Consider the following 20,555-nt stretch of genomic DNA (forward strand, 5'->3'; position numbering starts at 1 on the left):
CCCCGCTTTTTTTTTTTCGCTCCTTATGCCCGATGGACTTTTCCCGGTGATTGCCAGCGGCGCCGCGCTTCTTCTTGAAGTCGGCGTCGTGCTACTTTGAGGCCTGCTTCGACCCCTTCGGGCCAGCGCCAGAACGCAACCGGCACCATGAAGCCCGGCAACTCTCGGCGCAATTGCGCGCGCCAGCGTTCAGGCGTCCATGGTGCCGAGTCGCTCAGCCGGACAAAAGCGGCGGGTCGCTCTCCAAACTCCGGGTCAGGTACCGGAACCACCATCGCTTCCGCAACGCCCGGCAGACGCTGCAGCGCCCGCTCAATTGCCTCGGGCTGAATGTTTTCCCCTCCCGAAATGAACCGGTTATCACGGCGTCCCTCTACATGCAACAGCCCTTTTTCATCCACCCAGCCCAGATCACCCGTATCGAACCACCCGCCTTGCTCAAAAGGCCGGCGTAGTTGTCCATTTTCCAGGTAGCCGGCAAATCGTACAGCCCCCCTCACCTGAATGGATCCATCCGGGCCAATTTTCAGTGCCCGGTAAGGCAGCACCTGCCCGGAAGTCCGAAGCAATGCCAGAGAAGCGCCCGGAGGTGTAGCGGTCACCGTTGAAGCCATCTCGGTCAGGCCGTAACTGGTGAGCAGCGGCCATCGGCGGGCTACGCCTTCCTGCAGCACGTCCTCTGGAATAGCACTGCCGCCCAGCAATACCACCCGCAGTGCGCGCGGCGGCGCGTCGCGGAAATCGCGAAGCAGTCGCCAGAGCTGCGTGTGTACCAGCGAAACATGCGTGGGCTCATAGCGCGTGAGCGCCTGCTCCAGCGGCTCCTGACGCTCTGGAATCACAACTGCGGCCCCTACCAGCAGACAGCGGATTACCACGCCCATGCCCCCCACATGATAGAGGGGCAACACCAGCAGCCAGCGATCCCCTGCCCGCAATTGAACATGCTGCGCCACGCCCCGTGCACTGTAGAGGTGATTGCGAAGCGTATGCAGCACACCCTTGGGCGTTCCTGTGCTGCCGGACGTGAAAAAGATTGTGGCCTCCTGCTCCAACGCCAACCGGGGAATGTCTGCCCCCACCACGGGAGCACCTGTCTGTAACGTCTCTGGCGACCAGCAGGGCACCGCCGGCTGCACCGGTCGATCCGTAATCAGCGCCTGAAGCCCAACCTGTTGGATCAATGTTGCCAGCCCTCCGGGTGGCGTGCGCGTGCTCAGCAGACACGCCACGGCCTGAAGCCGCCAGAGAGCAAGCATGCAGGCTATTGTAGCTACCGGATCATCCAGCCAGATCCCGATCCGATCCCCGCGCCCTACTCCTTCCTGTTGCAGTCGGGCGAGAATCCTGCGCACCCGGTGTTCCAGAGCCCCGGCCGTAAGGGGCCCCGACGCCAGCCAGATCACCGGTTGGTCCGGCGCCCGGCTGCTCCACTGAAAAAGAGGACAAATCAGGTTACGCGTGCTCATTGACCTCCTCCAGAACGGCTGCATTGAGACGCCAGGGACCCGTTAACGCGTCGGCTACCCGGGTTGCCGGATGCAGCGCCAGCCGGGGATATACCACATCGTCAGCCAGCCAGTGGTAAGGATCCAGGCCAGCGGCCGCCTTGCTATGCGAGGCGGCGGCCAACGCCAGCAGTCCACGGGTGCCTACGCCGGTCTCAAAGGCCGCGCTCCAGACCACGGTCATGCCCAGGGCGTTTGCTTCGCGAGCGCGTTGCCAGGCCCGCAGCAGTCCCCCGATCAGGGCCGGCTTTAGCACCACGGCCGCCACGCCCTCCCAGCAGTGCAGCGGAACGTCTGGCTGCTCTGCCAACGTTTCGTCTAAGGCAACCGGTACCGGACTTCGACGCACAAAATCGTGGAGCTCGGCAGGATCACGCAACGGTTCCTCCAGATAAGCCACATTCCTATCGGCTATTGCCTCGGCAAATGTCAGCGCCTCGCGCAACGACCAGGCCCGGTTGGCATCCACACGCAACTCAACTTCTGGTCCCAGCAGGTTGCGCAGCAGCCTCACGTCCTGAGCGGCTTCCTTCGGCGCATGCTGTCCCACTTTGACCTTCACCGCCTGATACCCAGCCGCTCGAATCGCCTGCAGTCGCTCTGGATGTTCTCGCCAGTCGATCGGAATCAGCGCATTGATCGAAACCATCGGCAGCGGATCCGGTGCCAACCAGGTATCCAGGCGTTTTCCCCGACGAGCAGCCTGGCACTGCGCAAGGGCCAGCTCGACCCCCCACCGCACCGAAGCAGGCACGGATTCCAGGCTCTGCTCGACTGCTTCGGCCCATTCTGCCCAGGTGATCTCTGGCGGGAAAGAAGTCAGGCGAAATAGCCGATCCTGCAGGATTCGGCCGGCTTCGTCGAGCGTCTCACGGCTAAAGCCCGGGAGAGGAGCAACTTCACCCCACCCAACAGCCTCCGCTTGCTGAATTTGTATCAGCCAGCCCTGCCGCACCCTGGCCCCTGACGGAAGGGAGATCCGCAGCGGCAATGCAAAACGAAACAGGCGCCAGGAAGTCTCCGGCATGGCCATTTCAGGTCAGCACCCACCCCAGTGAAAACAGTATGCTGTAGCTCAGCAGCAAGCGTCCGGTAGCGGCCAGTAACGCATTCAGCACGGCGCCCTCTTGCACACGCGCCAGCGTCCATATGGCCCGGACACTGGCCGGCAGTAGCGCGAGCACTGCTATCGCTCCCCCATGCCGATAGGTGACCAGATACCAGAGCACTGGCAGCAGCAGCGCACTCAGCAAACAGAAGGCATACAAACCCACGCCGAAAGCTCGTCCAAAGCGCACCACAGGAGTCCGCTTACCGGCCTGCCGGTCTTCCTCAATGTCCCGTACGTTGTTTACCAGCAGGATCCCGGTCGAAATCAAACCCGGCGCCAATCCCATCAGCAGTACCTCTCCCGTGATGGAGAGTGTCTGCACATAATAGGTACCCCCTACAGCTACCGGTCCGAAAAAAATGAGCACAAAAAGTTCTCCCAGTCCCAGATAGGCCAGGGCGTACCGTCCACTTGTGTACAGCACGCCGAAAAGAATCGAAAGCAAACCGATGGCCAGCACCGGCCAGCCTCCTCGCCAGATCAGGTAAAGGCCAGCCACCACAGCCAGTGCAAACATCAATGCGGTTGCGCGCCGCATAGCCTCCGGGGTTACCAGACCGGCTGCCGTTACCCGCAATGGTCCCTTGCGCGTGGTCGTGTCCGCACCTTTCAAGTAATCGGCGTAATCGTTGGCAAAGTTTGTCCCGATCTGTATCAACAGCGCCCCGACCAGCGCCAGCAGCGCCGATGGCACATGAACGCCCCCATCTGCCCAGGCCATCGCCGTGCCCATCAATACCGGGGCAACCGCCGCGGCAAGGGTCTTAGGACGCGCGGCCAATAGCCAGACGCGCCAGCGCGGAAGCGCCGGTACCGAAGCCGTTGAACCGGAACCATTCGGCATGGGACCGCAGCCTTCTGCGTTTCAGGGATGGCCTCCTTCACGCAGCAGCCGCCCTTCCGTTCCAGTTTTTTGCGCGCCAGGCTTGAAGCACCTCCTCAAATGCCTGCGCGGCCCTGCTTACATAGGCCCCACGGCGACGCACTATCCCTACCGTCCGCCGAGGCGGCGGCGCAGGCAGGCGAACCGCGCGCAACCCGCAGGCCGTTTCCAAACGCAGCGTTAAGGCAGGCAATATGGTGGCTACTCGCAGCTTACGAACCAGATGCAACAACCCTTCGATCGCATTTATCTCCAGCATTACTTTCGGGCGCACGCCCATCGCCCGGGCCCAGCGATCCCAGAGTCGCCGCGTGCAGTACGTAGCAGGCAGGAGGGCCAGTGGAATCTGCGTAAGCATGTCCAGCGAAGCCACACGCTGCGCGGCCAGCGCATGGTCCGAGGGCACAACCAGCACAAGCTCTTCCTCAAACAACGGCACAGTTTCCAGACCGTCAGATCCCGGCGGCACAAAACTGAGCCCCAGATGGAAACGCCCTTCCAGCACACCGGCCTCTACCTCGTCGGCAGGCAACTCCAGCACCTGCAACCGGATCCCCGGATACATGCGCGTAAATGTTGCGACAGCGTAGGGAATCAGATAGGCTTGCACTGTCTGCACGGCCCCTACCATCAGGCTCCCCCGCTGCAGTCCCTGCAGCTCATCCAGCGCCACCTGCATAGCCTCCAGCTCGGCCAGCACGCGTCGGGCATGCGCCGCCACCACTTCACCTGCCGCTGTCAACCGCACCGGCGTCACCGACCGATCTATCAGCACCTCGCCCAACGCCTCCTCCAGCTTCCGAATCTGCTGCGAAAGCGCAGGCTGCGAAACAAAGCAGCGCGCAGCAGCCCGCGTGAAATGTCCTTCTTCCGCGACGGCCAACAGGTAACGAAGCGATCGCAGCTCGATCATAAGTATAAGTTATCGCTTTTAGAAAAATTAAATATTTTACTTATTGAAGATATCCTCTTACCTTACTGCTGTCAAGTGCCACCCAACCTCTGGACGGCTATGACGACCCAGACAATCCCAGGCTATACGTATGGACATCCGGACGTAGCGCGCTCGCCTGTCTCTATGGAGGAATTTGAGCGGCTTAAACAAACCGTATTATTCACCGAGGAAGACGTACACTACCTGCGCATGGCGGGCGACGTGCTGGCCGATCAAATCGAGGACGTACTGGACCTGTGGTATGGGTTTGTAGGAAGTCATCCCCATCTGCTTTACTACTTCCAGGGGCCAGATGGACAGCCTATTCCGTCCTACCTGGAGCGCGTGCGAGCTCGTTTTGGTCAATGGATCCTGGACACCTGCCGGCGCCCCTATGATCAGGACTGGCTCAACTATCAGATGGAGATCGGGCTCCGGCACCATCGAACGAAAAAGAACCAGACCGACGGCGTCCCGGCTCCTCCCCACATTCCACTGCGCTATCTGATTGCCTTCATTGTTCCCATTACCCTCACCATCCGGGATTTTCTGGCCCGCAAGGGGCATTCCCCCGAAACGGTCGAAAAGATGCACCAGGCCTGGTTCAAAGCTGTCACGCTCCAGGTAGTCCTCTGGAGCTATCCGTACGCTCGGGACGGCGACTTTTGAGCCGGCTCAGCTCCGAAGCATCTCTGCCCGGATGGGCAATTGGCGAAGGCGACGACCTGTGGCGGCGTAGATTGCATTAGCCAGAGCCGGAGCCACGGGAGGCACCGGGGGTTCGCCCAGGCCGGTTGGTTCCTGGTCGCTTTCCACGAAGTAGACTTCAATGGTTGGCGGCACCTCGCGCTGTCGCAGCAGGGGGTAGGTGTCAAAGTTGGTGATGGTGATCCGGCCTCCCTCCAGGGTAGCTTCTGCCTTTAAGGCAGTCCACAGACCATCCAGAATGCCGCCCACGGCCTGGGCTTCTGCGCCGTTCGGATTAATGATGCGTCCGCAGTCGATCGCCGCGACCACGCGATGCACGTGCACCTGGCCTTCGTCGTCCACCGAGGCTTCCACAACTTCGGCTACGTAACTTCGGAATGACCAGTGGCAGGCGATGCCCCGGCCGTGGCCTTCGGGCAACGGCTGTCCCCATCCCGCTTTTTCGGCTGCCAGCTCCAGCACGCGGCGTAGGCGGGCCGGGTCGTAGCCATAGGGCCCATCTGTGCGGGCTTCCATGTCGAACAGTTCCAGGCGATAGGCCAGCGGATCGCGACCGGCGGCCGCTGCCATCTCATCGATGAAGCTCTCGACCGCAAACGCCGTGTGCGTGTGATCGACCGAACGCCACCAACCGCGTGGCAGCGGACTCTGGAAGGGATGGTATTCGAGCCGCCAATTCGGCACGCGATACGGCAGCAGATCGGCTCCCCCGACCTCCGAGCGGTGCTGGTCGGGCGCCTCAGGTCCCTGCAACGTAGCGCGAATAGAAGTCGAAACCACGCGATGATACCAGGCCAGAGGTTGACCGCGTTCATCCAGTGCAGCACGAATGCGATGAACGGCCATCGGACGGTAAAAATCAAATTGCAGGTCATCTTCGCGCGTCCAGACTACCTGCACCGGCGCACCGACAGCCTTTGAAATCAAGGCCGCTTCCACGGCATAATCCGGATTCAGTCGGCGGCCAAACCCGCCTCCCAGCAGCGTGATAAAGACGCGTACGTTTCGCTCCGGAATGCCCAGCGCCTGGGCTGTAGCGCGAGCTACCCAGGCAGGAATTTGCACAGGCGCCCAGATCGTACACCGGTTGCCTTCGACATGCGCGGTGGCATTCATTGGCTCCATCGGCGCATGTGCCAGGAAGGGCACAGCATAGGTGGCGTCGACACGCCGGGCTCCTTGATCCAGTGCTTTTTCTACAACACCCCGCTCGCGGATTACCTGACCGGGCCTGGCAGCTAGCGCCTGCATCTGCTCCAGATAAGCTGCCGAGCTGTGCGCGGCAGCTTCACCGGGCTCCCATTCAACGCGCAGCGCCTGCCGCCCTTTCAAAGCCGCCCACGTATGCTCGGCCACCACGGCCACGCCCGGTCGCACATGCACATCCGCACCAATTGCGGGTACCTCGACGACCGTCCGCACGCCGGGGACCTGACGCGCTGCGGTATCGTCGTAGCTTCGCAACCGACCGGTAATGTAGGGGCACCGCACCACACTGGCCACCAGCATGCCAGGCACATGCATGTCGATACCGTACGTGGCCCGGCCCGTAATGATCTCGGGCACATCCACCCCGATGTGCGGCCGGCCGATCAGTTGAAATGCAGCTGGATCCTTCAGGGACACTGTTGCAGGAGGCTCCAGGCGCGCTGCTTCCGCTGCCAGCTCCCCGTAGGCAAGCACATCCCGTCCGTTCGGATGCAACACCTGCCCTTTTTTCGTACGGCAACGTGCCGGATCGACGCCCCATCGCCGGGCCGCGGCTTCGACAAGCAGCACCCGGGCCATCGCTCCAGCCTCGCGCAGCTCCTGCCAGCGCGTCCGCACGCTGCTGCTGCCTCCCGTTCCCTGGTTTCCGTATCTGGGATCCAGGGGAGCCTGCTCCACCCGCACCTGCTCCCAGTCGGCGTCTAACTCTTCGGCGACCAGCAGGGCCAGCGAAGTACGCACGCCCTGCCCCATCTCCGACTTGGGCACGTAAATGCGCACCGTGCCGTCCGGGTCGATCTGCACATAAGGATTCAGTTCCACGGGAGCTTCTGCACGCGCCTGCCCACTGTGGGGCACCAGACTCCCGATCAACAAGCCTCCCGTGGCAGCTACACCCACCTTCAGGAAGTCCCGTCGGGTGAGCGTAACCGGACGGCGACGCGCTTCCAGACGTTCTAAAATGAGCTCATAGCCATTCATCGCAGCCCCTCCTGCCGCATCAGTTCAGCAGCGCGGCGTATGGCCTGACGAATCCGTAAATAGGTGCCGCAACGACACAGGTTACCGGCCATGGCGGCCACAATCTCTTCGTCGGTGGGATCAGGATGCTGCTGCAGCAGGGCAGCGGCTGTCATGAGCTGACCTGCCTGGCAGTAGCCGCACTGCGGCACGTTGAGCTCACGCCAGGCTCGTTGCAGCGGATGATTGCCTGCTGGATCCAGGCCTTCAATCGTCGTAATAGGTTGGCCGGCCACCGCCGAGACAGGCAACACGCAGGAGCGCACAGGGGCACCATTCAGGTGGACCGTGCAGGCTCCACAAAGCGCTTTCCCACAACCAAATTTGGTCCCTTTCAGGCCCAGCACATCCCGCAGCACCCAGAGCAAAGGCATGTCAGGAGGCACTTCGACTGTATGCCGGGTGCCGTTGACGAGCAATTCAAACCGTTCCATTATGCCTTCTTCGCAGGTACCTGTTGCTTGCATGTTACGATGAAATATATCATCTTGCAAGTAAGAGATCGATCAATCCCCTGGGATCATGAACCGTCGCTCCTTTCTGCAGCAAACCGTTGCTGCATGCCTGTTGCCCCTGATCGGGCCTCGCAGGTTGTCCTTGCAGGAAGATCCGTTTCGCCTACTTCGCCGTAATGTGGGAATTTTTACCGGGCGCGGCGGTACTATTGGCTGGTTGGCCACCTCCGAGGCGCTGATTGTGGTGGACGCGCAGTTTCCCGAAACCGCCACACAGTGCTGGGAAGGATTGCATGCACGCACTGAGCGCAGGATTGACGCGCTCATCAATACCCATCACCATCGGGATCACACAGCAGGCAATCGGGCACTGAAGCCGCACGCGCGCCAGATCATTGCGCATCGCAACGTTCCGGAGCTTCAGCGCCGTGCAGCCCGGCAGCAGGGCACGCTGGACCAGCAGGTCTATGCCGACCGTACGTTTGACACGCAGCTCATGCTCGAAGCGGGCGACGAGCGCGTGCACGTCGTCTACTATGGGCCTGCGCATACAGGCGGCGATGCCATCATCTTTTTTGAAAAAGCTAACATCGTACACGTAGGAGATCTGGTCTTCAACCGGATGCCCTGTTTCATTGACCTGCCCGGGGGAGCGACAACGGAAGGATGGATTGCTGCCCTGGAACGGCTACATACTACCTACGAGTCAGACACCCAGTTCATCTTTGGCCACGGGCATCCCAGGTACGGCGTTGTTGGCAGCCGCGCCGATCTTCTGGTGATGCGCGACTTTCTGGAGGGGCTGCGGCGCTACGTTGAAGCAGGGCTCAAAGCTGGAAAGTCGGTTGACGAACTGGCGGCTGTCGACCGTCTACCGGATTTTCCGGAACATTACCTGGAAAGCTGGCAGCAGGGTATTCCCAATGCCATTCGCGCGGTTTACCAGGAGCTCACCGGTTCATAGAAAGCGGTCCGGATATCGCTGAGCATCGCCTCCAGCTCCTGCCAGCGCGCATAGGTGCGAGTGCGCCGGGTGCGCACTTCGATGAGCGTCGCAGTCGGACGAGTGCACGCTTCACGGTAAGCCTGCGCTAGCTCTGCAAGTGTTCGGGGAGCTGCATAGTCCAGGCCAAACAGCGCGGCTGCCTGTTCAAACCTCAGCCCATGAGGCGTTCCAAAGAAGGGCTCAAACATGTTGGTATGGGCGGCGACAGGAAGAAATGAGAAAATACCCCCCCCGTCGTTGTTCAGCACGACCACAACGACGGGTCGGTTGCGCAACAACGCCAGGCTGTTCAGGTCGTGCAGCAACGCCAGATCGCCGATCAGCAGCGTTACGGGGCGTTCCAGCCCCCAGCCGAAGCCCGTTGCGGTGGCTACGGTGCCGTCAATGCCACTGGCGCCACGATTGGCTGCCACCGGAGGTTGCGGCCCGTCAGGAGCAGCCCAGGTATGCATCAGTCGTACCGGCAGACTGCTGGCCAGCACCAGTCCGTGCGTTGGAGGCAGCCAGCGCCCCAGGTGCCAGGCCACGTCTGGTTCGGCCAGTTCGCCCTCGTCAAACTGTTCCTGCAAACGGTCTTGAATGGCCCTGTTGGCCTGTTGCCAGTGGCAGGTCCAGGCAGACGGTTGCGCTGCAGAGGGCCATGCTTCGCATAGGGCGGCGCAGGCATGAGCGACGTCCGCCTCTATGCGCCACGTTACCCGATGCGTTGGATCGAGCCGTGCCGGACTGTCGTGCACATGCACGTAGCAGCGCAGCCGGGCAGCTTTTACGAATTGAAGCAGGCGTTTAGAGACAAAGCGTCCGCCTACATGCAGCACGGCTTCTGGTTGCAAGGCGTGGGCAGCGCGTTCTGGATCGCGTAACAGCAGTTCGGCAAACGGAACATGCGGAAACGCATCAGCTCCCAGACGCAACCCGGACGTTACATCCGCCAACAGGGGCCAGCCCAGATGCGCTGCCAGTTTTGCAACGTGCGCTGCCGCGCCAAGCGAGCGCAGCCGTCCGGCTATGATGACCCCTCGTTCTACAGACCGAAGCGTAGCCGCCAGCTCGGCAACCGTGGCGGCATGCGGCCTCATCTCGGGCCCTGCATACCGCGTATGCGGCGTTTCGGCGACTTCCATGGTACGAAGTGTCTCTGGCTGAGGCACCAGCGGTTCGCGAAAGGGACAGTTCAGGTGGACCGGACCTGCCGGTGGCCGCATACTGCGATAGACCGCCTGGCTTACGGTGGTTTGAACCAGTGCTGGTTCCAGGTCCGCATCGGGCACAGGAAGCTCAAATTGCCAGCGCACGTACGACCCGAAAAGTTTTACCTGGTCAATCGTCTGGTTGGCACCAGTGTCGCGCAGCTCGGGCGGTCGGTCAGCGGTGAGTAGAAGTAGAGGTACCTCATCCTGGCTTGCTTCAATCACAGCAGGGAATCCATTGGCGACCGCCGTGCCTGAAGTGGTGATCCAGGCGGCGGGTCGTCCTGTAGCACGAGCGTAGCCCAGTGCCAGAAAAGCCGTCCCGCGCTCGTCATAATGAACCACAGCATGCGCATCCGGATGACGGGCCACGGCCGCTACCAGCGGTGTTGACCGTGATCCCGGGGCGATGCAGAAGTGCGTTACGCCACAGCGCACCAGCTCATCAACGAGCCGGTCTGCCCAGTGCTGCTGATTATGAACGTCGAAGCTCAAGGCCCAGCACGTTCACAAAGTCACTGATTTTGTGCTCAATCTCTTCCCACTCCAGCTCAGGTACCGATCCTTCTACAATACCGGCTCCGGAGTAAAGATACAGATGATGCCCCGCCGCCAGACCACATCGGATCGCCACGGCAAATTCCGCTGCTTCAACTCCTAGCCAGCCAATCGGACCGGTGTACCATCCGCGATCGAAGGGTTCCCAGGCGCGGATTGCCTCGACAGCAGCGGGGCGTGGATAGCCGCCTACAGCCGGTGTAGGATGCAACGCTTCGAGCAACGCCCCCGTCGAAACGCCTGGCCGCAATCGTCCGCGAATGCCTGTGTAGAGATGCCGTCCACGCGCCAACGTCATTTCCGAAAGCTGCGCATCGGCCTCCAGCGTCTCACACAGAGGGCGCAATTCCTCAATGATGCTCTGCTGCACGTAGTATTGTTCGCGCCGATCCTTTTCGCTCTGCAGCAATTCGGCGGCCAGCCGGGCATCGTCCGCTTCGGTCTGTCCGCGTGGACGAGTGCCGGCAACGGCTTCGCTCCAGACGTGCCCATCCGCTCGTCGAAACAGTCGCTCTGGCGAAGCGCCTAAAAACGCGGTCCCTGGTTGGGGTTGGTAGTAAAAGTGGAAGCATCCTGGGGTTGCCTCTTCGAGCCGGTGCAGCAGCGCCAGTCCATCAAGCGCCTCGTTAAAGACGTACTGCACCTGCCGCGCCAGCACCACCTTCACCATGTGCCCCTGCTGAAAGGCGGCCAGTGCTTGCGTAACGTTGCGCGTCCACCCCGCCTGATCGGGCATATCACAGCGATCTACCGGCAGCGGAAGCCGAGCGTCCATGGCCACTTCAGGCCATTGCAATGCCGCCAGCGCTTCTTTGATGGCCGCTTCGGCGGTACGATCTAGCTCCGGCACCAGGTTGCACACCAGCCAGTAGCGGCTTCCTTCTCGGCGAAGCTCAAAGCGGGGCAACCAGAACCGCCCCATGCCAAACGGTTGCCAGTGAGGTGCAACAGGAGCCTGTCCATCGAAGCGTCCTCCCCCATAAAACCGAACGCCAGGGTCTGCCTGCTGGAGATACGTCTCCAGGAAGCGCAGCGATTCTCTGGTGAGCGCCCTGTTGACCTCACACTGCAAGACCGCCCCCACTGCCGCAACTGCCTCATTCCCTTCCCGATCTGCCCAGTAGAATTTAAAGGCCATGGACTGAGCTGCCAGCCAGCTCAACAGATCGACCGGAGCAATCGGGCAACGCAGTTGCACAATCCGGTTGGTGCCCGTTTGCTGAAGGGCTCGCCGGATGCGACTCCCTAGCCGTCGAGGAAGCTCTGCGGGCGCGCACGCAGGCATTGCACCCGCTACCGCTGAAGGATCCGTTCGCCTCATGCCACCACCTCCGTTGCGCGTTCTGCTTTCACGGCGAGGCCCTCCAGATGGGCCGTACAATTCAACCGAAGTGCTCGAAACCGACCGTTTTCGCACACCAGATGATTAACGGCCGTATTGGTATGGGGCAGAGCTTCCATACGGGCCAGGCCGTACTCAGGCAGAATAGACGCCAGCAGAATACGGAGAAAGCGTCCATGGGTAACCACCAGTACCGCCTCCCCCTCATGACGCGCCAGTATGGTCTGTAAAGCGCGAAGCGCGCGGCGTTGGACATCCAGAACCGACTCCCCACCGGGAACAGGATAGGCATAATCACCAGCCTGCCAGCGCTCGTAGATGCGGCGAATCTGGGCATCATATGGGGGGGCGCAGGGTTTCCCTTCCAGATCTCCCCAGTCCATTTCTTCAAGATCTGCCATCTGGTAAAAAGGGAGATCCGGATGATACTGGCGCACCGCCTCGGCCGTAGCCCGGGCGCGCTGTAGCGGACTGGTATAGATGGCGTCTAAAGCAACCTCGGCAAAACGCCGCGCCAGCGCTTCAGCTTGCCGTTGTCCGTGTTCATTCAGCGGCGCATCTACACCGCGCCCCTGCACGATGCCGTGGCGGTTATAGTCTGTTTCGCCGTGCCGCACGAAATACAACGTTGTGATCGCCATCTATCTGGTCAGGTTCGGTTCCAGGGAAGCTGGCGCAGGCGCTGCAGGAGTTCCTGCTCCATCGCCTGCAATTCCGGTAAAGGCACGCGGTGGGTCAGAGCAGCCCGCAGCATTAGCGAGCGCAGCACCTGGTCAGGCAGCGGTAAGGGATACAGCGCTGCATGCAGACGATCCAGCAGCGGCCGGAGCAGGCGGGCCAGCACTCCCCATCGAATCAACACAAAAACAGCCAGCCCTGTCCATACTGCCAGCAGGTGACCTTGCCAGGCCAGGCCAGTTAGTCCCACCACATAGGCAGCGCCCTGCAGCCAGGGGTTGGCCAGCCCCTTCAGTATCGGAGTCAGCGGCCGAAGAATCAACAACGGTAGCAGCAGGCTGCTCAGCAGATATACGCCTAACGCCAGGCCAACAGCTACTGCCGGCTCCCATAGCCACAGCAGCGGTAGGAGTGTCCAGAGCATCAGCAGCGCAGGCAGATGCAGCCAGGTGTCGGCCTGGCGCAGCAGTTTATCCAGCGGTTCGCGTGCGAGCAGCGGCCCCGCATAGGTTCTGAGTAATGCTTCCGTTGTGCGAAACCAGTGGCCGGCCGCCGTAAAGAGCCCACGCGGCGTGTCCACATAGTACTCCGAGTGATCGGTCTCAAGGGTCATAGGGGCCGCACTCCGATTTCAGCGCCGTTCGCTCCAACGAGAGGGCTTACGCCTTGTTTCGGTTTCAGCAAAAAGAGACAAAACCGTTACTGAATAAGCACATTGTAGTAGCGAAGCGCCGGTGGAATCATTACAACGTCTCGAATGACAACCCCGTCGGGCAGGTGAAGAATAGGCCGTACGCGTCCGGTTGTATCGGCGCGGATGACTTCATAAGGAACAGTTGCAAAAAAGTCGGGTGCTGTCATCGCTGCTTCGTACTGGAAGAGGGGAACGCGAAAGCGCACGCGCACGGTAGCCGGCTCCAGGGTTACCATCCGCTGGCTGGAGGGCACTCCGGTTACGCGAACGGCCAGTTCTCGGACGCCTTCGGTGAAGGGTACCACCCGAACGTATAGCTGCACGGCCTCGGGGACGACGGTTACCAGTGGCCGCAGCGTATCAGCCAGCGGCACCCGGAGCGACAGGGAATCGCGCACCTCGCGCAGGTGCATCCGCTCAGTTGGCCAGGCAGCAAGCCGGGCTACAATAGAAGCCGCTCCTGAAACCTGCACGCTGTCCGGATCAATGCGTGGCGGATAAAGCAGATCATGCGTGGGAGGCGTCTCTATCACAACGCGCAGTTCAACCGGGAGACGGCGGGTTACGCGCGGTTCTTTTCGCAGCTCCACAACCTGCGGAACAATGCTTTCCACAACCACACCGCGCGGCAGGTTCAGATCTATGCCGGTCAGATCGACTACGTCCTGCCGGGCGTCCAGCGTAACAGTGGGAGGATTAAAATAGAGCTGCACGAGCGGATAGCCTTCTCCGCGAAGCTGCACGCGCACGACCTGTGGCGGCGGCATGGCCAGCGCCTGGTCGGGTGGCAGATTGACAACCCGCACGGGGAGATTTAGCGTCGCGGTATAGGTTTCCTGGAGCGTAAATGTAAACCAGAGGAGCGTAGAAATTAGAATGCAAATGGTAATGACCGTGCCTTTTGAAGGGCCACGCTCTGGGCGGCGTCCGTCACCTGCAGGCGTGCGCCGGCTGAAAAGCTGCTGCAACAATGGGAAGCGCTGCGTGATTTCGCTCCACACAGTCCGTTCAGCCCAGAAAGTTTGCATGGACGTCTCCAGGGCACCGCAATATAGAGCGCCGCACCAGCTTTTTGCAATTTAATCATCTGCTGCTCGAAGCAGCCGCCATCTGCGGCGCAGCCATTGCCACCCTTCTTGAAGCTCTTCGTAGCGATACAGCCGAAACGCTACCACCAGCAATCCATAGAGCAATACCAGCAGCCCCCGTCCGACTAGCCGCGCTGCTGCCGGCCACGTAAGGGTTGGTAAGCCCAGCAAAAATAATCCCACCACAATGGCCGTTGTAAGGCCCAGCACGCGCCAGGGGTACGTGGTAGGACGCACGCGAAGAGCCCGCCAGGCAGCCCCGCCAGCCAGCACCCCATACGCCACAACGGTGGCCAGTGCCGCCCCCATCGCACCCAGCACCGGAATCCACCACAGGTTCAAGGCAACGTTGAGCAGGCCTGCTCCTACCACGTTCCAGGCAATAAACCGGCTTTCGCCAGCCGCATGCAAGACGTTGACAAAGATGTTATGGAGGCCTAATAGCAAATAGCCCAGGCTCAGCGGCAGCACCAGCGGATCTGCCTGCAGGTAAACCGGGTCAGATGCCAGCCACGCGGTCACGTCATAAGCGCTCAGCGACAGTGCCAACACAATCCAGCCGCCCCAGATGCTGTAATGCCGAAACGTTCGCCGATGTAGGGTCGCTTCGCCTGCTGGCTGCGCGCCCAGGGCTTTCAGGCCGATCACGGCAAAGGCTAACTGGAAGCTCTGCACCAGCAGCATGTTGAGCACGCCGCTCAGGCGGGCTGCCCATCCATAAACGGCAACCGTTTCAGGCCCAGCAAGCCATCCAAGCAGATAACGGTCGCCGACATGAAGGACCGGCATGGCCACGCCAGCCAGCGCCAGCGGTACGCCAAAACGCATGAGCGCCCCTATCAAGTGGGGACTCCAGCGCCACGGAATGACCCGCAACATGCCGCCTACCAGCACCAGCGCGCTGCTGCCGGAAGCAAGCACCATGGCCTGCACGACCCCGCGAAGCCCCAGATGGGCGTGCGCCAGAAAGTAGTATACCCCACCAATAAACAGGGTGGTCTCCAGAAGCATGGCTGTCGTATACAGCAAGGCCCGCTCCCGCAGCCGGAGAAATGCCAATGGGACGCCGCCCACAATCTTCGCAGCCAGGTAGCCCCCAAACAGACGTAAAATGGGCGCGCCCTCTGGCCATCCCAACCTGGCGCTTAGCCATCCAGCACTCCCTCCGCTCACAACAACCACAAGCAGGGCCATGCCAACCGACACACTCAGCACGGTAAAGGGCACTGCTTCCTGATCAGCTCGGCGAGCCGGATCCGTTGCAAATTTGAAGAGTCCGGTCGTCATACCCAGCCCCAGGAGGGGAAGCAGCAACTGGGCGGTGGCCTCCAGCAACACCAGGTACCCATAGGATTCTTGAGGCAGCAGTGCCGTGTTGAGATACAGCGGGGCCAACAGCAACCCGCTGGCCTTCAGGAGCAGATTGCCTACGGCATAAATGCTGCCCTGCCGAAGCAGACGGCCCAGCATACCTGAAGGAGCTGCGTGCCTTGCGGACATGACGGTCAGGATTGCGGGCTAGCTACGCGTTCGTACAGCGCCAGCAGTTTGGCTGCTTCCCGCTCCCAGTGTAAGGAAGTGAGAAACAGACGGCGTCCGCGTTGTCCCATCGCCTGCGCTTCGCCTGGATGCTCCAGCAACCAGCGAATGGCTTCCGCAATAGCGCGCACGTCGCGCGGATCGACCAGTATTCCGGCCTCAGCAGGAGCTACAATTTCGCGAATCAGAGGCAAATCGCTGGCCACCACCGGAATACCGGCTGCCATGTATTCAAACAACTTGGTAGGATAAGCATGAGAATAATGCTTGCCCGGATGAATGAGCGCCAGCCCCACCCGAGCCCTGTGCAGCACCTGCTGCACGGCCTCACGCGTTTGCCAGCCGGCGTAGCGGACATACTGCCAGCCAGGCAGTCGTTCCATTTCCTGTTGCAGCGTCGGTGGATGGAAAGCGCCGCCCAGATGGAGGGTAACTGGACATCCCTGCTCGTTGAGCAGCGCGACAGCCTGGATCATCTCCTGAATGCCACGCAAACGCGTCAGCGTCCCTACATACACGACCAGAGGAGCACGGGCTGCATAGGGCATGCCTGCATCCGTCGCAAATTCAGCTCTCAAGGGCAAATTTCTCACCACAATTGTGCGCGGCGAGCGCAATCGTTTCTGAATCGGCTCGGTCGCGACGACAATGCCGTCCAGCCTTGCAACGGCCCGTTGTTCCAGATAAGCAAACAGTCGGCTAAGTGGGCGCCGAGCTAGCCGTGGAATCCAGTGCTGGTAAAGTAGCCAGAGGGGCGTGTCTTCGTGGACGTCGTAGATGACCCGATAGCCCCTCCGTTTTAGCGCAAACCCCACAAATAGCAACTCGGGATCATGAAGATGAAAAATAACGTCTTGCGGATAGGCACATGCGCGCCGCCAGGCTTCCCGGTTGGTTTGCGTGAAGCGTCGGATCCCACGATTCGGTCCCTTCAACGCCCGAATCTGAATACCTTCTATCACTTCATCGCGCTCGCCGGGCGCCACGATTTCCACGGAATATCCTGCCTGTTGCAGCGTGCGGGCTTCTTTGTGGAAGATCCGGATATCCCGGGGATGATGTACTGTCGAAAGATGAACCACTGTAGCGCGTTTCATCTATCCCTGCAGTAGGCGAACAATGTGTTGCGAAGGGGCTTCCGCCCCGTTTTTCAAAGTCGGGGCTGGGCCGGTTGGTTGGCGATGAGCCGCCGCGGCAATGCGCTCTGGATCGGCTCCCACTAGCTGGTTCCAACCGCCTTCAAGCGTTTCTATCCACTCGGTTTCGTCGCGCAGGGTAATGCACGGCACGCCCAGCCAGACCGCTTCTTTCTGCAGACCACCCGAATCGGTCAGCACGGCACGTGCGTGCTGCACCAGCGTTAGCATGGCCAAATAGCCCACTGGCTTGCGCAGCTCCACATTAGCCGGAATGCGAATGCTACCGTCCAGGCGAGCGCGCGTGCGCGGATGCAGCGGCAGAATCACAGGTAGTTCTAACCGTCCCAGCCCTTCGAAGATACCCTGCAACCGAACCGGATTGTCTGTGTTCTCTGCCCGATGCACGGTGGCTAGATAGTACTGGCCCGGTGCATGCCCCGTCAGATGCGTCAGCGGTACCTGTTGCTGCGCCCTCCGGGCATAACACCAGACGGCTTCCTGCATTACATCGCCTGTCAGATGCACGCCACGTGTAATTCCTTCGCGCCGCAGATTTTCGACGGCCGTAGGCGTCGGGGCAAATAACAACTGGGACAGATGATCGGCCACCACGCGGTTGATTTCCTCGGGCATTGTCCGGTTAAACGAACGCAGTCCGGCTTCTACATGGGCCAGCGGCAGCTTCAGTTTAGAGGCCACCAGCGCACCGACCAGCGTACTGTTGGTATCGCCGTAAATCAGGACCCAGTCGGGTGCCGGTTTCATGTTGCGCAGCGCCGCCTCCAGTCGGATCATCATCAGCCCGGTCTGTTCGGCATGGGTACCAGAGCCCACGCCCAGATGTATCTGGGGCGGTGGCAGGCGTAGCTCCTCAAAGAAGATGCGGTTCAGATTATCATCGTAGTGCTGTCCGGTATGAATCAGCACTTCCTCTATGCCAGCATCGACCAGCGCTCGGCTCACCATCGCTGCTTTGATGAACTGGGGGCGTGCGCCTACGATGCTGCAGACTCGCATGGTACCGAGCGGGTTACTTCCTCGAGCAAGTGAGCCAGTTCGCCTGCCAGGTACGGCCGGCTATATCGCTGGGCCAGCGTGGGCAGTGCCCCGGGCAGGGGCCGACCGGCCGCCCAGGCTTCGTAATGCCGACGCAGATAGGCAGCAATGCCTTCTACGTCGTCGTAGTCGAACATCTTGCCGGCCTTTGTCTCCTGCAGAACGGCGGCGGCATCACCCTGCACTGGCCCGATCCCCAGCACCGGCCGCCCGCTTCCCAGGTATTCGTACAGTTTGCTGGTCACAATCCCCGCATTACCGGCCGTTCGGTTGATGACCAGCAGCAGTAGCGCACTCTCCCGCAGGTACGGCAGCACCTGTCGACGCGGCATGAACGGCAGGAGGGCTACCTGCTCCGCAAGGTGATGGCGCATGAGGGCCTGGCGCACCGACGCGTCAATCAGCCCGATCAGACGCACCCGGATGGGAAGTCCGCTGGCCCTCAGTTGCACTAACGCTTTCCATAATCCTTCAGGGTTTGCGGTTGGCCCCATGCTGCCGGCATACGTGATCCAGAAATCATGAGTAGCGCGGGGAGGGCTTGCCTCAAAATCTGCCGGATCGTATCCATTGGGAATGCATACGGCGGACAGGCCTTTGGTCTGGAGCGTGCGTTGCATGGTGGGCGTCACCACAACGCGCGCCTGAGCCTGCGCCAGCACCCGTCGTTCCATCCAGGCATCCAGTCGGCGTGCCCAGCGCGTCATGGGTAGCATCTCGTAGTAATAGACATCCGTCCAGGGGTCGCGCAGGTCGGCTACCCAGGGTAGCCGGTAGCGCCGTTGTGCCCGATACCCGATCAGATGGGTTGAATGCGGCGGTCCGGTCGTGACAATTGCTTCGATCGGATACTGCCGAAGCAGGCGGGGCAGCGCGCGCAGCGCAAACGGCACCCATCCGACCCTGGCATCCGGCAAAAACAGGTTGGCCCGTATCCAGCGCGCCAAGCGCTCTTTCCAGCGCTGGTGGGGACGTCCTGCAAATCCTACGCTCACCGCCTCCTCTTTGCGCTGGCCCAGCCACCGGGCGTAAGCTGCGTATGGATCCCAGGTGCGCGTGCGAAACACCGGGACCTCAACCGGAACCTCTGCCTCCAGGGCCTCATCGCGAAACGGATAGGCAGCATCCTCGGAGCGAACCGTTAGCACCACCGGCCGCCAATCATATGCCGGAAGATAGCGGGCAAATTTCAAAAACCGCTGCACGGCTGCTCCCCCCGCAGGTGGGAAATAGTACGTTACCAGCAACACATACCGCATATTTATGACGCCTCAACCTTTTTCAAACACCTGCTATAAACTTGAACCAGTCTATGAACTACATATTGTTCACCAAAATGTTTTACAGCATATTCTCGAATGTATTTCCGTCGTTTTTTCCATGAATCATAGGCGGTATACATCTGCCGCATGGCGCCGGAAAGTGCTGCTACATTCCCCGGTTCTACCAGCATACCAGTTTCAGGCAGAACAATCTCCTCGGGTCCACCACATTGCGTAGCAATAACCGGCAACCCAGTCGCCATCGCTTCGATAAGAACAACTCCAAACGTCTCATATCTACTGGGGTGCACTAAAACATGAGATTGCCACAGGCATTGGCGTATCTCTTCACGCGTGCATCGGCCGCGAAAATGGACGCGCTCCGCTATGCCAAGCTGCTGCGCTAACCGTTGAAGCGACGCTCGCTCCGGACCATCTCCGCAGATTAATAATCGCACCTTTTGATCCTTTCCAAAGGCCGTCGCATAGGCATGTAACAGATAGTCTATTCCCTTTTCTCTTTTTAGATTAGAGATTGTAATAAATTGAAAACACTCGATTGCAGGCGTTCTTTCAGGAGCTTTAAAAAAAGCTGCCTCTACAAGGTTGGGAATGACTTCAAAATCATATATAGCAAATTTTCTTTGCAAGACCTGCTTCAGCGCCTGACTGACTGCTATCCGAACGCAGGCCTGTCGAAACGCTCGGCGAGCAGTCCGATACTGCCATGCGGGTAAGGATTGCTGCACCAATGCCGAGCTATGCTCGGTGATTACATACGGAATATTCCATGTAGCTGCGATTTGCCGGGCTGCGCTTCCTCCCCACAGAACACCATGGGCATGGATCAGATCAGGCCGTCCATACTGTGCGGCGTATGCTGCAAACAGGCGTGCTGATTGCCTGACAAAAAACCACGCTTCCATTCTCCTGAAAAAAATCTTCCAACCGCGCACATACAATTCCGGAAACCCTTCTGTGGAAGCAGATTCTATCTGAAAACGATAGGATATTAATCTCTTCCATCCTAAACTGGAGATGCCTCTAATCTCGGGAAAAATAACCCCTACTTTAATTCCTGCTCGGTGCAGCGCTTTAGCCTGATCTTTAAAGAAGATTCCTCGTTGGGGATTTTCAGCTATAGCGTACCAGGAAGGTATCAACAAGACATGCAT

Annotated in this window: 18 protein-coding genes; 2 read left to right on the top strand and 16 right to left on the bottom strand. The window is 60.3% G+C overall.

All coding sequences use genetic code 11. The features are described 5' to 3' along the window. Positions 1-23: 23 nt before the first annotated feature. The 4 genes from menE to cynR are packed head-to-tail and all read right to left on the bottom strand — an operon-like array spanning position 24 to position 4,415. The gene (gene menE / locus BUA15_RS02390; RefSeq protein ID WP_072714347.1) at positions 24-1,469 is read right to left on the bottom strand and encodes an o-succinylbenzoate--CoA ligase; all 1,446 of its coding nucleotides are present in this window, start codon (positions 1,467-1,469) and stop codon (positions 24-26) included. Beyond that, positions 1,456-2,535 (bottom strand): o-succinylbenzoate synthase, encoded by a 1,080-nt coding sequence (menC, locus tag BUA15_RS02395; RefSeq protein WP_072714586.1) that lies wholly within the window; start codon positions 2,533-2,535, stop codon positions 1,456-1,458. The genes menE and menC overlap by 14 nt, the downstream gene beginning before the upstream one ends. Positions 2,536-2,542: 7 nt before the next feature. Then, positions 2,543-3,463 carry a 1,4-dihydroxy-2-naphthoate polyprenyltransferase gene (locus tag BUA15_RS02400; RefSeq protein ID WP_072714348.1) on the bottom strand — a complete coding sequence of 307 codons (921 nt, stop codon included), beginning with the start codon at positions 3,461-3,463 and terminating at the stop codon, positions 2,543-2,545. Positions 3,464-3,500: 37 nt separating this feature from the next. Further along, the gene (cynR, locus tag BUA15_RS02405) at positions 3,501-4,415 is read right to left on the bottom strand and encodes a transcriptional regulator CynR (protein ID WP_218587555.1); all 915 of its coding nucleotides are present in this window, start codon (positions 4,413-4,415) and stop codon (positions 3,501-3,503) included. A gap of 99 nt (positions 4,416-4,514) precedes the next feature. Here cynR and BUA15_RS02410 point away from each other — a divergent pair, with 99 nt between their 5' ends. Next, positions 4,515-5,105: a protoglobin domain-containing protein gene (locus tag BUA15_RS02410; protein WP_072714349.1), complete on the top strand. Its 591-nt coding sequence runs from the start codon at positions 4,515-4,517 to the stop codon at positions 5,103-5,105. A 6-nt stretch (positions 5,106-5,111) separates the two neighbouring features. On the opposite strand, the gene BUA15_RS02415 is transcribed toward BUA15_RS02410, so the two are convergent. Together BUA15_RS02415 and BUA15_RS02420 are read right to left on the bottom strand one after the other, a co-directional pair. Continuing rightward, on the bottom strand, positions 5,112-7,334 hold the full coding sequence (locus BUA15_RS02415; protein ID WP_072714350.1) for a xanthine dehydrogenase family protein molybdopterin-binding subunit: 2,223 nt from the start codon (positions 7,332-7,334) through the stop codon (positions 5,112-5,114). Continuing rightward, the gene (locus BUA15_RS02420) at positions 7,331-7,807 is read right to left on the bottom strand and encodes a (2Fe-2S)-binding protein (RefSeq protein ID WP_072714588.1); all 477 of its coding nucleotides are present in this window, start codon (positions 7,805-7,807) and stop codon (positions 7,331-7,333) included. The genes BUA15_RS02415 and BUA15_RS02420 overlap by 4 nt, the downstream gene beginning before the upstream one ends. Positions 7,808-7,895: 88 nt before the next feature. On the opposite strand from BUA15_RS02420, the gene BUA15_RS02425 reads away from it, so the two are divergent. After that, positions 7,896-8,792: an MBL fold metallo-hydrolase gene (locus BUA15_RS02425; RefSeq protein ID WP_072714351.1), complete on the top strand. Its 897-nt coding sequence runs from the start codon at positions 7,896-7,898 to the stop codon at positions 8,790-8,792. Here the strand turns inward: BUA15_RS02425 and menD are convergent. The 10 genes from menD to BUA15_RS02475 all read right to left on the bottom strand — a co-directional run bounded on the left by menD (position 8,768) and on the right by BUA15_RS02475 (position 20,555). After that, positions 8,768-10,519, bottom strand: a complete 1,752-nt coding sequence (gene menD, locus BUA15_RS02430; RefSeq protein WP_072714352.1) for a 2-succinyl-5-enolpyruvyl-6-hydroxy-3-cyclohexene-1-carboxylic-acid synthase — start codon at positions 10,517-10,519, stop codon at positions 8,768-8,770. The two genes, BUA15_RS02425 and menD, sit on opposite strands and share 25 nt — an antisense overlap. Beyond that, positions 10,500-11,903, bottom strand: a complete 1,404-nt coding sequence (locus tag BUA15_RS02435) for an isochorismate synthase (RefSeq protein ID WP_072714353.1) — start codon at positions 11,901-11,903, stop codon at positions 10,500-10,502. The genes menD and BUA15_RS02435 overlap by 20 nt, the downstream gene beginning before the upstream one ends. Next, positions 11,900-12,565 carry a histidine phosphatase family protein gene (locus BUA15_RS02440; RefSeq protein ID WP_072714354.1) on the bottom strand — a complete coding sequence of 222 codons (666 nt, stop codon included), beginning with the start codon at positions 12,563-12,565 and terminating at the stop codon, positions 11,900-11,902. The genes BUA15_RS02435 and BUA15_RS02440 overlap by 4 nt, the downstream gene beginning before the upstream one ends. A gap of 8 nt (positions 12,566-12,573) precedes the next feature. Continuing rightward, on the bottom strand, positions 12,574-13,215 hold the full coding sequence (locus tag BUA15_RS02445; RefSeq protein ID WP_072714355.1) for a hypothetical protein: 642 nt from the start codon (positions 13,213-13,215) through the stop codon (positions 12,574-12,576). 86 nt (positions 13,216-13,301) lie between these two features. Next, on the bottom strand, positions 13,302-14,324 hold the full coding sequence (locus tag BUA15_RS02450; protein ID WP_245771891.1) for a CdaR family protein: 1,023 nt from the start codon (positions 14,322-14,324) through the stop codon (positions 13,302-13,304). Between the two features lie 51 nt (positions 14,325-14,375). Then, complete coding sequence (locus BUA15_RS02455; RefSeq protein WP_245771892.1) at positions 14,376-15,884, bottom strand: lipopolysaccharide biosynthesis protein; 1,509 nt, start codon at positions 15,882-15,884, stop codon at positions 14,376-14,378. A 5-nt stretch (positions 15,885-15,889) separates the two neighbouring features. Continuing rightward, positions 15,890-17,020, bottom strand: a complete 1,131-nt coding sequence (locus BUA15_RS02460; protein WP_072714357.1) for a glycosyltransferase family 4 protein — start codon at positions 17,018-17,020, stop codon at positions 15,890-15,892. Continuing rightward, entirely contained in the window at positions 17,021-18,079 is a 1,059-nt protein-coding gene (gene wecB, locus BUA15_RS02465) for a non-hydrolyzing UDP-N-acetylglucosamine 2-epimerase (RefSeq protein ID WP_072714358.1), read from the bottom strand. Next, positions 18,058-19,377: a glycosyltransferase family 4 protein gene (locus BUA15_RS02470; RefSeq protein ID WP_072714359.1), complete on the bottom strand. Its 1,320-nt coding sequence runs from the start codon at positions 19,375-19,377 to the stop codon at positions 18,058-18,060. The genes wecB and BUA15_RS02470 overlap by 22 nt, the downstream gene beginning before the upstream one ends. 2 nt (positions 19,378-19,379) lie before the next feature. Next, complete coding sequence (locus BUA15_RS02475; RefSeq protein ID WP_072714360.1) at positions 19,380-20,555, bottom strand: glycosyltransferase; 1,176 nt, start codon at positions 20,553-20,555, stop codon at positions 19,380-19,382.

Source organism: Rhodothermus profundi (assembly GCF_900142415.1).
Classification (GTDB): domain Bacteria; phylum Bacteroidota; class Rhodothermia; order Rhodothermales; family Rhodothermaceae; genus Rhodothermus; species Rhodothermus profundi.

What these genes read in the sequence shown, in the direction of transcription:
- menE (WP_072714347.1), bottom strand. Translation starts at nt 1,469, where the DNA reads ATGAGCACGCGTAACCTGATTTGTCCTCTTTTTCAGTGGAGCAGCCGG.
- menC (WP_072714586.1), bottom strand. Translation starts at nt 2,535, where the DNA reads ATGCCGGAGACTTCCTGGCGCCTGTTTCGTTTTGCATTGCCGCTGCGG.
- BUA15_RS02400 (WP_072714348.1), bottom strand. Translation starts at nt 3,463, where the DNA reads ATGCCGAATGGTTCCGGTTCAACGGCTTCGGTACCGGCGCTTCCGCGC.
- cynR (WP_218587555.1), bottom strand. Translation starts at nt 4,415, where the DNA reads ATGATCGAGCTGCGATCGCTTCGTTACCTGTTGGCCGTCGCGGAAGAA.
- BUA15_RS02410 (WP_072714349.1), top strand. Translation starts at nt 4,515, where the DNA reads ATGACGACCCAGACAATCCCAGGCTATACGTATGGACATCCGGACGTA.
- BUA15_RS02415 (WP_072714350.1), bottom strand. Translation starts at nt 7,334, where the DNA reads ATGAATGGCTATGAGCTCATTTTAGAACGTCTGGAAGCGCGTCGCCGT.
- BUA15_RS02420 (WP_072714588.1), bottom strand. Translation starts at nt 7,807, where the DNA reads ATGGAACGGTTTGAATTGCTCGTCAACGGCACCCGGCATACAGTCGAA.
- BUA15_RS02425 (WP_072714351.1), top strand. Translation starts at nt 7,896, where the DNA reads ATGAACCGTCGCTCCTTTCTGCAGCAAACCGTTGCTGCATGCCTGTTG.
- BUA15_RS02435 (WP_072714353.1), bottom strand. Translation starts at nt 11,903, where the DNA reads ATGAGGCGAACGGATCCTTCAGCGGTAGCGGGTGCAATGCCTGCGTGC.
- BUA15_RS02440 (WP_072714354.1), bottom strand. Translation starts at nt 12,565, where the DNA reads ATGGCGATCACAACGTTGTATTTCGTGCGGCACGGCGAAACAGACTAT.
- BUA15_RS02445 (WP_072714355.1), bottom strand. Translation starts at nt 13,215, where the DNA reads ATGACCCTTGAGACCGATCACTCGGAGTACTATGTGGACACGCCGCGT.
- BUA15_RS02450 (WP_245771891.1), bottom strand. Translation starts at nt 14,324, where the DNA reads ATGCAAACTTTCTGGGCTGAACGGACTGTGTGGAGCGAAATCACGCAG.
- BUA15_RS02455 (WP_245771892.1), bottom strand. Translation starts at nt 15,884, where the DNA reads ATGTCCGCAAGGCACGCAGCTCCTTCAGGTATGCTGGGCCGTCTGCTT.
- BUA15_RS02460 (WP_072714357.1), bottom strand. Translation starts at nt 17,020, where the DNA reads ATGAAACGCGCTACAGTGGTTCATCTTTCGACAGTACATCATCCCCGG.
- wecB (WP_072714358.1), bottom strand. Translation starts at nt 18,079, where the DNA reads ATGCGAGTCTGCAGCATCGTAGGCGCACGCCCCCAGTTCATCAAAGCA.
- BUA15_RS02470 (WP_072714359.1), bottom strand. Translation starts at nt 19,377, where the DNA reads ATGCGGTATGTGTTGCTGGTAACGTACTATTTCCCACCTGCGGGGGGA.
- BUA15_RS02475 (WP_072714360.1), bottom strand. Translation starts at nt 20,555, where the DNA reads ATGCATGTCTTGTTGATACCTTCCTGGTACGCTATAGCTGAAAATCCC.